Annotated in this window: 11 protein-coding genes and 2 tRNA genes; 6 read left to right on the plus strand and 7 right to left on the minus strand. The window is 32.3% G+C overall.

From position 1 onward, the window contains the following. Both F6464_RS08595 and F6464_RS08600 read right to left on the minus strand, forming a co-directional pair. Positions 1-546: an RNA methyltransferase gene (locus F6464_RS08595; RefSeq protein ID WP_151107396.1), complete on the minus strand. Its 546-nt coding sequence runs from the start codon at positions 544-546 to the stop codon at positions 1-3. A gap of 72 nt (positions 547-618) precedes the next feature. Further along, entirely contained in the window at positions 619-1125 is a 507-nt protein-coding gene (locus F6464_RS08600; protein ID WP_151107397.1) for a DUF1573 domain-containing protein, read from the minus strand. A gap of 159 nt (positions 1126-1284) precedes the next feature. Between F6464_RS08600 and mutS the strand changes: the two genes are divergently transcribed. The 4 genes from mutS to F6464_RS08620 all read left to right on the plus strand — a co-directional run bounded on the left by mutS (position 1285) and on the right by F6464_RS08620 (position 4706). Further along, positions 1285-3921, plus strand: a complete 2637-nt coding sequence (gene mutS / locus F6464_RS08605; RefSeq protein WP_191963342.1) for a DNA mismatch repair protein MutS — start codon at positions 1285-1287, stop codon at positions 3919-3921. Between the two features lie 145 nt (positions 3922-4066). Further along, positions 4067-4139: transfer RNA gene (locus F6464_RS08610), tRNA-Gly, on the plus strand. A 65-nt stretch (positions 4140-4204) separates the two neighbouring features. Continuing rightward, positions 4205-4290, plus strand: a tRNA-Leu gene (locus F6464_RS08615). 56 nt (positions 4291-4346) lie between these two features. Beyond that, the gene (locus F6464_RS08620; RefSeq protein WP_151107398.1) at positions 4347-4706 is read left to right on the plus strand and encodes a DUF1508 domain-containing protein; all 360 of its coding nucleotides are present in this window, start codon (positions 4347-4349) and stop codon (positions 4704-4706) included. 65 nt (positions 4707-4771) lie between these two features. On the opposite strand, the gene F6464_RS14495 is transcribed toward F6464_RS08620, so the two are convergent. The 3 genes from F6464_RS14495 to F6464_RS08630 all read right to left on the minus strand — a co-directional run bounded on the left by F6464_RS14495 (position 4772) and on the right by F6464_RS08630 (position 8630). Further along, positions 4772-4969, minus strand: a complete 198-nt coding sequence (locus F6464_RS14495) for a PG1828 family lipoprotein (RefSeq protein ID WP_191963343.1) — start codon at positions 4967-4969, stop codon at positions 4772-4774. A gap of 224 nt (positions 4970-5193) precedes the next feature. Continuing rightward, positions 5194-7335: a S46 family peptidase gene (locus tag F6464_RS08625; RefSeq protein ID WP_151107399.1), complete on the minus strand. Its 2142-nt coding sequence runs from the start codon at positions 7333-7335 to the stop codon at positions 5194-5196. A 41-nt stretch (positions 7336-7376) separates the two neighbouring features. After that, complete coding sequence (locus tag F6464_RS08630) at positions 7377-8630, minus strand: 3-deoxy-D-manno-octulosonic acid transferase (protein WP_151107400.1); 1254 nt, start codon at positions 8628-8630, stop codon at positions 7377-7379. A gap of 99 nt (positions 8631-8729) precedes the next feature. Here F6464_RS08630 and F6464_RS08635 point away from each other — a divergent pair, with 99 nt between their 5' ends. Together F6464_RS08635 and galE are read left to right on the plus strand one after the other, a co-directional pair. Continuing rightward, a complete protein-coding gene (locus tag F6464_RS08635) occupies positions 8730-9860 on the plus strand; it encodes a DegT/DnrJ/EryC1/StrS family aminotransferase (protein WP_151107401.1) in 1131 nt (376 codons plus the stop codon). Positions 9861-9908: 48 nt separating this feature from the next. Next, positions 9909-10922 carry a UDP-glucose 4-epimerase GalE gene (gene galE, locus F6464_RS08640; protein ID WP_151107402.1) on the plus strand — a complete coding sequence of 338 codons (1014 nt, stop codon included), beginning with the start codon at positions 9909-9911 and terminating at the stop codon, positions 10920-10922. Between the two features lie 59 nt (positions 10923-10981). Here the strand turns inward: galE and F6464_RS08645 are convergent, their stop codons facing one another. After that, entirely contained in the window at positions 10982-11251 is a 270-nt protein-coding gene (locus F6464_RS08645; RefSeq protein WP_151107403.1) for a hypothetical protein, read from the minus strand. 11 nt (positions 11252-11262) lie between these two features. Beyond that, the gene (gene fabD / locus F6464_RS08650) at positions 11263-12135 is read right to left on the minus strand and encodes an ACP S-malonyltransferase (RefSeq protein ID WP_151107404.1); all 873 of its coding nucleotides are present in this window, start codon (positions 12133-12135) and stop codon (positions 11263-11265) included. Between the last annotated feature and the right edge of the window lie 62 nt (positions 12136-12197).

The raw sequence follows: 12197 nt of genomic DNA on the forward strand, positions 1-12197 counted from the left end.
TTATAAAGGATATTTATTTTTAATGATTTTTTGAAATAAATCCCAAATTACAATTCCAGTACTCACAGATATATTTAATGAATGTTTAGTTCCTAATTGAGGAATTTCAATGCAACCATCGCAAATTTCAATTGCTTTTTGAGCAACCCCAAAAACTTCATTACCAAAAATCAGTGCATACTTTTTAGCAGTATCAATTTCAAAATCATTCAAATAGATAGAACTTTCTACCTGCTCTATGGCTAAAACGGTAATACTTTCTTTTTTTAATTTTTCAATTACTGACAAAACATTTTCGTGGTATTCCCAGTCTACAGTTTCGGTGGCTCCCAAAGCTGTTTTATGAATTTCTTTATTAGGTGGCGTTGCAGTTATACCACATAAATATATTTTTTCAATCAAAAAAGCGTCAGCAGTTCTAAAAACAGAACCAATATTATTTAAACTCCTCACATCGTCTAAAACTATTATTAGAGGAGTTTTTGTGGCTATTTTAAAATCGTCAATAGATTTTCTTTTTAGTTCACTATTTTCAAGCTTTCGCATAATGATTAATTGGGAATTTTACAAAAAAGGCTTCCTAACAGGAAGCCTTTTTTGTTATATATATTAAATTAATTAGCTTTTTGTTGTAGGAGTTGCAGCAGGAACTTCATCAGCTAAAACAGTACCTTTGATAGTTAATGTTTTAGTAGCTTGTCCTTCAGCATTTGACGTAACGGTAACTGTTTTTGTAAAAGCACCAACTCTGTCTGTAGCGTATTTAACACCAATTTTACCTTTTGCACCTGGAGCAATTGGTTCTTTAGGAGTTGTTGGCACAGTACATCCACAAGACCCTTGGGTATTAGTAATAATTAATGGTTTAGAGCCATTGTTAGTAAAAACAAATTCGCGATTACCATCAGCATTGTGTGCAATAGTACCATAGTCTATGGTTTCGTTTTCAAAAAGCATCCCAGCTCCTTCTACTTTAGCACCAATAACTTTAGAAGCAATAACTTTTGGAGTTTCAGCAATTGCTGTTTTCTTCGCTAGCGTTTTTTTAGTTTTTTTTACTTGTTGAGCGTTAGAGTTTGCAATGCCAAAAATGGTTAACATTGCTAATAAGAATATTTTTTTCATTTGTATTTTATAATTAAATTATTTAAACAAATCTAAATATTTTTTTTAAAACAAATTATAAAATTTTCTTAAAAGATATTTTTTTTTAAGTATCAATATTTATTCCTTTTAAATTTTTAAATTCGCTGATGCATTTTTAGACAATCTAAATAAATAAAATTGGTAGCCAAAGAAAAAGAAGTTAAAGAAACTCCGTTAATGAAACAGTATAACGAAATCAAAAGGAAATATCCAGATGCTTGTTTGTTGTTTAGAGTCGGAGATTTTTATGAAACCTTTGGAGAAGATGCTGTTCGTGCTTCTAAGATTCTGGGAATAGTGTTAACAAAAAGAGGAGCAGGCTCATCAACCGAGACCGCTTTGGCGGGTTTTCCGCATCATTCTTTAAATACGTATTTGCCAAAATTAGTAAAAGCAGGACTTAGAGTAGCTATTTGCGATCAGCTTGAAGATCCAAAAATGACCAAAACCATTGTTAAGAGAGGAGTTACGGAGTTGGTTACTCCAGGAGTTTCAATGAATGATGAGGTTTTACAATCGAAGTCGAATAATTTTTTAGCCTCTATTTATTTTGGAAAAAAAACTATTGGAATTTCTTTTCTAGATGTTTCAACTGGTGAGTTTCTTACTGCACAAGGTAATAATGAATACATAGATAAATTATTGCAAAACTTTCAGCCTAGCGAAGTGCTTATTCCAAAACAAAATAAAGGTGATTTTAAGCAAAATTTTGGTGAAGATTTTCATAATTTTTATCTTGAAGATTGGGTTTATAAAGAAGATTACGCTTTAGAAACGTTAATGAATCATTTTCAAACCAATTCGCTAAAAGGTTTTGGAGTTGAGGAGCTTACCGAAGGGATAATTGCTTCGGGAGCTATTTTATACTATTTGTCCGAAACTCAACACAATAAAAGACAACACATTACCGCCATACAGCGTATTGCTGAAGATGCTTATGTGTGGATGGATCGATTTACGATACGCAATTTAGAATTGTATCACAGTTACAACCCGAATGCCGTAACCTTATTAGATGTAATTGATAAAACGCTTTCACCAATGGGAGCAAGATTGTTAAAACGATGGTTGGCTTTGCCATTAAAGGATATCAACAAAATTAGAAGCCGTCATGAAGTTGTAACGTATTTAAATGAAAATCAAGAAGTTTTAAAAAGCATTCAACATCAAATCAAACAAATTTCCGATTTAGAACGATTAATATCTAAAATTGCTACGGGTAAAGTGTCGCCTCGAGAGGTTGTTTATTTGTCAGCTTCTTTAGATGCTATAATTCCCATTAAAAATTTAGCACTTAGAAGTACACAAGAAGCAGTAAAAATTATAGGAGACAGTTTGCATAGTTGTGATTTGCTTCGAGAAAAAATTAAAAAAACTTTAAATCAAGAAGCGCCGGTTGCAATTCAAAAAGGGAATGCTATTGCAAAAGGGGTTCATGCTGAGTTGGATGATTTAAGAGCAATATCAAATTCAGGAAAAGAATATTTAGATGGGATTGAAAAACGCGAATCCGAAAAAACAGGTATAACGTCTTTAAAAATTTCTTTTAATAATGTTTTTGGTTATTACATAGAAGTGAGAAATACCCACAAAGATAAAGTTCCAACAGATTGGATTCGTAAGCAAACATTGGTAAATGCTGAAAGGTATATTACCGAAGAATTAAAAGAATACGAAACGAAAATTTTAGGTGCAGAAGAAAAAATTCACAAATTAGAGTCTGAAATTTTCGACCAATTAGTCTCTTGGATTGCGACGTATATAAAACCCGTTCAATTAAACGCTAATTTAATTGCGCAGTTAGATTGTCTTACTTCTTTTGCTCAATTAGCTATCGAAAATAAATATGTTTGCCCAATACTTGATGAATCATATGAATTAACAATAAAAAACGGTCGACATCCCGTAATTGAAAAACAGCTGCCAGTTGGCACGCCATATATTTCTAATGATGTTTTTTTAGATCGAGAAGCCCAACAATTAATAATGATAACTGGACCTAATATGTCTGGTAAGTCAGCTATTTTAAGACAAACGGCTCTTATAGTTTTGCTTGCGCAAATGGGTAGCTTTGTTCCTGCTGATAGTTTGCAAATGGGGGTTGTTGATAAAATTTTTACTAGAGTAGGGGCAAGCGATAATATTTCGATGGGAGAATCTACTTTTATGGTCGAAATGAACGAAACAGCTTCTATTTTGAATAATATTTCGGATAGGAGTTTGGTGTTGTTAGATGAAATAGGACGTGGTACAAGTACTTATGATGGAATTTCAATAGCTTGGGCAATAGCTGAATATTTGCACGAACATCCATCCAAACCTAAAACTCTTTTTGCTACGCATTATCATGAATTAAATGAAATGTCGGATTCATTAGATGGAATTCAGAATTATAATGTTTCTGTAAAAGAATTGAAAAACACCGTTTTGTTTGTTAGAAAATTAGTAAAAGGCGGAAGTGCTCATAGTTTTGGTATTCATGTTGCAAAAATGGCTGGAATGCCACAAACAGTTATTTTGAAAGCCCAAAAATTATTAAAAAAATTAGAAAAAGACCATTCAAGCGAAGCCCTAAATGGTTTGAAATCAACTAAGGAAGGCTCGAGCCTGAAAGCCGAACAGGCGCAGCAAATTCAAATGAGTTTTTTTAATTTAGACGATCCTTTATTGGAAGAAATTAAAGAGGAGATTTTAAATCTTGATATTAATACATTAACTCCAATTGAAGCGATGATGAAGTTGAATGAAATAAAGAGAATGCTTTTAAAAAAGTAATTATTTTACGTAAACAAAAGGGAATCAAAGAGTTAATAAACGACTATTTTTTTTATATAAAAACACTTGTAGAATTGAATTAAAGTATTAAATTTGCCCTCGCAATACACAATAAGTATTTGTAGTTCTTTATAAAAATTGAAATGCGAAAATAGCTCAGTTGGTAGAGCGCGACCTTGCCAAGGTCGAGGTCGCGGGTTCGAGCCCCGTTTTTCGCTCAAACCATATTAATCGAAAGCTATATAGTTAATTTTTATTTGCTAAGAATACTAAAAAGTAAAACGCTCGGATGGTGAAATTGGTAGACACGCTGGACTTAAAATCCAGTGAACAGCAATGTTCGTGCGGGTTCAAGTCCCGCTCTGAGTACAAGAAAGCTTCAAACATAGTTTGAAGCTTTTTTTATTTTAAACACAATTTAATTTATGGGTGCTTTTGTAATCAGTAAAAGATTTGACGATTATTATAAATTTGTTTTCACTTCAAGAAAAGGGAAGGCAATTTTTACAAGTTTTCGCTATGAGTTAAAATTTGAATGTGAAGAAGGAATAGAATATTTTAAAAATGAAATTGAAACAATAACATTTGTAAAAGCAAAAACCGCAGGGGGAAAATTTTATTTTAAAATAATGTTAGAAGAAGTCCATTTTGCAACTAGTAGAAAGTATACCACCGAGTTGTTGCTTCAAAAAGGAATTACAGAAATACAGAAGTATGCTCAAAAATCAGAAGTTTTAGATTTTTCCTCAAATGATTTGGTTTTTCCCGAGATAGATTCTTTTTAAACTAAATTTGAAGTATAAAAAAACCCCGTAAAGCGGGGTTTTAAAATCTTTAGAAAAGTTTCTAATTATTTTTTTGCTTCAACAGCAGCAGCAGCAGAATCAACTACAACAGCAGCAGAATCAACAACAGCAGCAGCAGAATCAACTACAACAGCAGCAGAATCAACTACTTCAGCTGGAGCTTCAGCTGGAACTTCAGCTTGTTTACAAGATACTACAGTTAATGCAGCAATAACGGCTAAACTTAAAAATACTTTTTTCATCTTACTTAATTATAAAAGGTTAATTATTAATTCGATGCAAAGATATAAATTTTTTTATAGGGAAAAATATTTTTCAATTTTTTTTTCAAATTTATCATTTGCAACTTCCATATTCTTAGCAATTACTGTGCCATAGTTAATAAAAGGTTAAAATAATTTTTTTTTTGTGTTTTTTACCAAATTTTAAGATTTAAATATTTGATTTATAAATATTTAAGTTTAATTTATTTTTTTTGCCCAACTATAAATAGCTCATTTATTAAGTTTTTTGCATTTGCATATTTATCAATAATAAATAAAACATAACGAATGTCTACCATTATATTTCTACAAATCTTAGGGTCATAATAAATATCACTCATGGTTCCTTCCCAAACTCTATCAAAATTTAATCCTATTAGATTTCCTTTTGCATCTAAAGCAGGGCTTCCTGAATTGCCGCCAGTAGTATGGTTTGTTGCAATAAAACATACTGGCATTGTTCCTTTTACTCCATAGGAGCCGTAATCTTTTGTAGTGTATAAATCTATTAATTTTTTAGGAACATCAAATTCATAATCTCCAGGAATGTATTTCTCCATTACACCATCAAGCGTAGTAAAAGGTTCATAATAAACTGCATCGTTAGGTTTGTATCCTTTTATTTTTCCATACGTTACTCGTAATGTACTATTGGCATCTGGAAAAACACGGTCTGCTTTTGAACTTAATTCCAAAATAGCTTTCATGTAGGTTCTTTGTAAAGCACTATTTTTCAAATTCAATTCGTCATATTTTGGAGCTACATCAGTAGTATAAATGTCTGATAATGATTTTATTAATTGATATCCAATATCGCTATTTATTTTATTAATCACCGTTTTAGAATCGCCGTCTAGTAATTCCTTATAACCAGATAGCGAAGTTAATTTAGAATTTAAAAAAATATCATTTGTTAGTTTCGTTGCGTCTAAATTATTTAATAAAGAGGGTAAAAACTGTTTTGGAGATTTTTTTGCATATAAATCAATTAACTGTTCAAAAACATTTTTGTCTACTTCTGCATTGTAATCTTTGTAAAAATCTCCAATGCCTTCAATCAGATTCTTTTTCCTATCGGTAAATGCTTGTTCGCCTTTGTTTTTTAAAATTTGTTCTAATTGATACAATTTATAGCCAACAAGGAGTGTTTCTGTATTTCGTAAAACCACTTCAATAAAATAATCTCTTGCCAATGCAAAGTCTTTAATTTCAGTATAATTTTTTTCGAAATCAGCGAGTAAATTCCCATATTCAGTTTGTTTTCCCGCATTTATAACTTTTTCTTGAAATGCTTTTTCAAATTTTTGCTTGGCAGCTACTGCATTGGCTTTTTTTAAACCCTTACTTTCTCCCATCCATTTTTTCCAATAATTGGCGACACTTGCATATTTTGATGCATATTGAATTTTGATGGCTTGATTTTTTCTCATAAATCGATCTTGTACTTTTAAAGCAGCATCACGAATTTCAATTTTGGCGGGGTTCAATGTTTCAATTATTTGATTGACAGCTACCGCGGGTAAATATTCTTGTGTACGACCTGGATACCCTAAAACCATGGTAAAATCATTTTCTTTTAATCCTGAAATAGATATTGGGAAGAAATGTTTTGGTTTATAAGGAACATTACTTGTTGAAAATACAGCGGGTTTGTTGTCTTTATCGGCATAAATTCGAAATAATGAAAAATCTCCAGTGTGTCGAGGCCAAACCCAGTTATCAGTATCATTTCCGAATTTGCCAATCGCACTCGGTGGTGCTCCAACAAGTCGAATGTCTTTATAGGTTTCAGTAACGAATAAAAGATATTGATTTCCGTCAAAAAAAGTTCTTATTTTATTTTCCTGCCAGGGTTCTTTTGGAGATGAGTTGTTTAGCGCAGAGATGTTTTCTTGAATTTTCTTTTGTTTTTCGGTTTCGGTAGCAAGGTTTAAAACCCCATCTAAAACTTTAGCTGTTACGTCTTCAATTCGAACTACAAACATTACTTCCATGTCTTTGTTTGGCAATTCGTCTTCCATTTTATAAGCCCAAAAACCATCTTGTAAATAATCGTGTTCTACTGTAGAGTGAGTTTGAATGGCGTCAAATCCGCAATGATGATTGGTTAAAAGCAATCCTTTATCTGATATCATTTCTGCGGTGCAACCACCATCAAATTGTGGAACAGCATCTTTTAAACTCGAATGATTGACAGAATAGATATCTTCGGCAGAAATTTTCATCCCTAAGCTTTTCATTTCTTTTTCGTTCATCCCTTTTAGAAGTGAAGGAATCCACATGCCACCTTGCTGTGCCTGCGTTTGAATAACAAATAATAGTAGAAGTAGTTTTATGATTCTCATAAGTAATATTATATAAAATGTAAAGTTGGGTTTAATTTTTTTTACTGCAAGTTCTTTAGGCTTTCATTAAGAATGAATTTAACAATACTCTTTGTCGCCCCTTTATTCATTTTTACAAAAGTGGAACAAATATGTCCTTTTTCATGCCTGATGTCTTCATTCTGAATTAAATTTTCAAAAGCTTCGTTCAGTTCTTTTTGATTAGAAACGGTTATACAACCTTTCATATTAACTAAAGCTGTAGCTTCAGCAAAATGGGAGAAGTTAGGCCCAATAACAATAGGAACGCCAAATGTGGCGGGTTCTAAAATATTATGAACACCAGGATTTCCGAAACCGCCACCAACATAAGCAATATCGGCTTCGCTATAAATTTTGGTTAATATTCCAATTGTATCAGTAATAAAAACATTGTATTCGGATAGGTTTTTGTTTTCTTTTTCGGAATACAAAACTGTTTTTTTGCAAATTATTTTTTTTAAATCTTGGATTTGTTCGGGTTTAATGTTGTGTGGAGCAATAATAAATTTTAAATTATGCCTAGAAGAATTAATAAAATTTACTAATAAACTCTCGTCTTTAGGCCAAGAACTCCCTATTACAATTGTCAATGTGTTATTTTTGAATTCTGAAATAAAATCCAAAGTATTATTTTTTTCTAAAATTGAAACTACTCGGTCAAATCGAGTATCTCCAGAAACAGTAACATTTGTTTTTCCTAATCGCGCTAACAATTCTTTTGAACCGGAGTTTTGCACAAAAAAATGATTAAATGCATCTAAAGCTTTTCTGTAAAACCCACCATACCATTTAAAAAACAATTGGTTTTCTCTAAAAATTCCAGAAATTAAATAAGTAGGTATTTGAAGTTTTTTTAATTCATTTAAGTAATTGGGCCAATATTCATATTTTATGAAAAACACATAGTCAGGATGCACTAATTGTATAAACTTTTTTGCATTTACTTTGGTGTCTAAAGGCAGATAAACGGTTACATCGGCAACGGTATTGTTTTTACGCACTTCAAACCCAGATGGAGAGAAAAAAGTCAATACTAATTTATGATTCGGAAATTCTAATTTTAATTTTTCCATTACTGGTAGTCCTTGTTCATATTCGCCAAGTGAAGCAGCGTGAAACCAAATTGTTCGGTCTGAAGGGCCTATTTGTAGTGTTAAAGTTTCAAAAACAGTTTGTCGTCCAGTAACAAACAGTTTTATTTTTGGGCTAAATAAGGCAATGATTTTTATGACAAATCCAGCAAAAATCATCAATAAGTTGTACAGAAAAAGCATAGTTCGTGAATTGTGTCGCTAAAATACATCTCTTTATAGAATTTCTATTGTTGACAGTCATAAAATTAGTAATTTTGCTTGTTTTTAATTTATAAGCAGATGAAAAAAATCCAAATGGTTGACCTGAAAAGTCAATATGATTCCATAAAAGAAGCCGTTAATAGCTCAATTCAGGAGGTTTTAGAAACCAATGCCTACATTAATGGTCCTCAAGTTCATCTCTTTCAAAAGAATTTAGAAGAATATCTTGATGTAAAACATGTTATTCCTTGCGCAAATGGTACTGATGCTTTACAAATTGCCATGATGGGATTAGATTTAAAACCCGGTGACGAAGTCATTACTGCCGATTTTACTTTTGCTGCAACAGTAGAAGTTATTGCGCTTCTGCAATTGACACCCGTTTTAGTCGATGTTGATATTGTAAATATGAATATTTCTATAGAAGCAATAAAAAAAGCGATTACACCCAAAACAAAAGCAATTGTACCGGTACATTTGTTTGGGCGTGCTGCGAATATGGAAGCTATCATGCGAATCGCTAAAGAACATAATTTGTATGTTATTGAAGATAATGCTCAAGCTATCGGAGCCAATTGTAAATTTTCGGATGGTACAAAAATGAAAGCTGGAACCATTGGTCATGTTGGTGCAACATCTTTCTTTCCTTCTAAAAATTTAGGAGCTTATGGAGACGGTGGAGCCATTTTTACCAATGACGATACCTTAGCTCATAAATTGAGAGGGATTGTAAATCACGGTATGTATGTTCGTTACCATCATGATGTTGTTGGAGTGAATTCACGTTTAGATAGTATTCAGGCTGCGGTATTAAATGCAAAATTACCCCTGTTAGATCAATACAATCTAGCACGACAAAATGCGGCAAGAAAATATACTGCAGCACTAGATGGACATAAAAACATAATTGCACCAAGCATTTGTGCTATTTGTGATTGTCATGTTTTTCATCAATATACACTTAGAATTATAGATGCCGATAGAGATGGTTTAATGCAACATTTATTAGATAAAGGAATACCTTGTGCTATATATTATCCAATTCCTTTGCATGCTCAAAAAGCCTATTTAGATGTTCGTTATAGAGAAGAAGATTTTCCAATAACCAATCAATTGGTAAAAGAAGTAATTTCTTTGCCTATGCATACAGAGCTTGATGACGAACAAATTCAATTTATTACAAACAGCATTTTAGAGTTTTTAAATTAACATAAAATATACTGACGAATTTAAGTTCGTCAATAAAGATAACTACAGATGAAAATTTTAGTAACAGGAGGTTTAGGCTTTATTGGTTCGCACACTGTTGTAGAACTTCAAAATGAGGGTTTTGAAGTAGTAATAATCGATAATCTTTCTAATTCTTCAGAAGAAGTATTAAAAGGTATTGTCGCTATTTCTGGAAAGACACCCATTTTCGAAAAAATGGATTTAAGGATTAAAAATGAAGTTGAAGCGTTTTTTAAAAAACACAACGATGTTGCTGGAGTAATACATTTTGCAGCTTCTAAAGCGGTAGGAGAAAGTGTAGAAAATCCGTTGTTGTATTATGAAAACAATATCAATACGTTGGTGTATATTTTACAAGAATTACAACAAAAAGCCGAAGCTCATTTTATTTTTAGCTCATCTTGTACCGTTTATGGGGAAGCAGAAAAAATGCCAATTACAGAAGATGCTTCAATTCAGGTAGCCATGTCTCCTTATGGGAATACAAAACAAATAGGGGAAGAAATAATCACCGATGTTGCTAAAGTAACTAATGTAAATGCTATTCTGTTACGCTATTTTAATCCAATGGGAGCGCATCCTACGGCAGAAATAGGTGAATTACCAATAGGGGTTCCTCAAAATCTAATTCCGTTTATTACCCAAACAGGAATAGGAATGAGAAAAGAATTATCAGTTTATGGTAATGATTATTCTACTCCTGATGGTACTTGTATTCGTGATTATATTCATGTGGTAGATTTAGCAAAAGCTCATGTAGTAGCTTTACAAAGATTATTAAACAAAAAGAATTTATCTAAAGTTGAAACGTTTAATCTAGGAACAGGAACAGGTAGTTCGGTTTTAGAAGTAATTACTGCTTTTGAAAAAGTGAGTGGGCAAAAACTACCCTATAAAATTGTTGGTAGAAGAGATGGAGATATTATTTCGGCTTACGCCAATACGGATAAAGCCAATACAGTTTTAGGATGGAAAGCTCAATCTACTCTTGAAGAGGCTTTGGCAAGCGCATGGAAATGGGAACAGAAAATAAGAAGTTAATACAAAGTACTTAATATTTTAGTTTAAAAAGTAAGACCTCAAATTTTGAGGTCTTACTTTTATTTTTTAATCACTTCTTTTATTTCTTTAATTTTTTGAGTGGCTTCATCTACTTTTAAATTGCTTTTAGTAATAACACTATCTAGATCAGATTTTGCTTTTGTTTTAACTGAATCGAGCGCAGTCTCAGCTTTAGTTTTTACAGAGTCAACAGCGTTTTTCATCTCTAATGAAAGTGCTTCTTTGGCTTCTTTAAGTTTGTCTTTAGTTTCTTCTTTGCAAGAAACAAGTAGTAAAGCAACCGAGATACTTAAAATGATATTTTTCATATTGAATTTATTTACGCATTAATCGTTTCTACTTCTTTATTAATCTTATTAACTAAACCTGTTAAAACCTTCCCTGGTCCAACTTCTGTAAAACTAGTCGCTCCATCTTGTATCATCTGATTTACAGATTGAGTCCATCGTACAGGAGCAGTTAGTTGAATAATTAGATTTTTCTTTATTTCATTTGGGTCAGAAACTGCACTTGCAGTAACATTTTGGTATACCGGACAAATAGGCGTGGAAAAAGCAATTGCCTCTATAGCCGCTGCTAGTTCTTCTCTTGCGGGTTCCATCATAGGAGAGTGAAATGCACCACCCACTGGTAAAATCAAGGCTCGTTTTGCTCCAGCTTCTTTCATTTTTTCGCATGCTAATTCAACGGCTTTATACTCGCCAGAAATAACCAATTGTCCAGGACAATTGTAATTTGCTGCAACAACAACTCCGTCTATTGAATCGCAAACTTGTTCAACAACTTCATCTGCTAAGTTTAATACCGCTGCCATAGTTGAAGGAGTAATCTCGCACGCTTTTTGCATGGCTAAAGCACGCTTAGAAACTAATTTTAATCCGTCTTTAAATGACAAAGCTCCACTAGCAACTAAAGCTGAAAATTCTCCTAATGAGTGTCCGGCAACCATTTCTGGTTTAAAATCATCTAAAGTTTTAGCTAAGATTACGGAATGTAAAAAAACGGCGGGCTGTGTTACTTTAGTTTCTTTCAATTCTTCAGCGGTGCCGCTAAACATGATATCAGTGATTCTAAATCCTAATATTTCATTAGCCTTTTCGAACAATTCTTTTGCTAAAGAAGAGTTTTCGTACAATTCTTTGCCCATTCCTGAAAATTGTGCGCCTTGCCCCGGAAAAATATATGCTTTCATTAATTTGATTTTAGAAATTTAAAAACGTTAATAACAGTTTACAAAAGTAGTAAATGTAACAA

This window comes from Flavobacterium luteum (genome assembly GCF_008806775.1).
Taxonomy (GTDB): domain Bacteria; phylum Bacteroidota; class Bacteroidia; order Flavobacteriales; family Flavobacteriaceae; genus Flavobacterium; species Flavobacterium luteum.

Bases quoted from the DNA above. Each gene is read 5' to 3' on its own strand.
- F6464_RS14495 (WP_191963343.1), bottom strand. From the start codon at position 4,969: ATGAAAAAAGTATTTTTAAGTTTAGCCGTTATTGCTGCATTAACTGTA.
- F6464_RS08600 (WP_151107397.1), bottom strand. From the start codon at position 1,125: ATGAAAAAAATATTCTTATTAGCAATGTTAACCATTTTTGGCATTGCA.
- fabD (WP_151107404.1), bottom strand. From the start codon at position 12,135: ATGAAAGCATATATTTTTCCGGGGCAAGGCGCACAATTTTCAGGAATG.
- F6464_RS08625 (WP_151107399.1), bottom strand. From the start codon at position 7,335: ATGAGAATCATAAAACTACTTCTACTATTATTTGTTATTCAAACGCAG.
- F6464_RS08595 (WP_151107396.1), bottom strand. From the start codon at position 546: ATGCGAAAGCTTGAAAATAGTGAACTAAAAAGAAAATCTATTGACGAT.
- F6464_RS08645 (WP_151107403.1), bottom strand. From the start codon at position 11,251: ATGAAAAATATCATTTTAAGTATCTCGGTTGCTTTACTACTTGTTTCT.
- F6464_RS08620 (WP_151107398.1), top strand. From the start codon at position 4,347: ATGGGTGCTTTTGTAATCAGTAAAAGATTTGACGATTATTATAAATTT.
- F6464_RS08635 (WP_151107401.1), top strand. From the start codon at position 8,730: ATGAAAAAAATCCAAATGGTTGACCTGAAAAGTCAATATGATTCCATA.
- galE (WP_151107402.1), top strand. From the start codon at position 9,909: ATGAAAATTTTAGTAACAGGAGGTTTAGGCTTTATTGGTTCGCACACT.
- F6464_RS08630 (WP_151107400.1), bottom strand. From the start codon at position 8,630: ATGCTTTTTCTGTACAACTTATTGATGATTTTTGCTGGATTTGTCATA.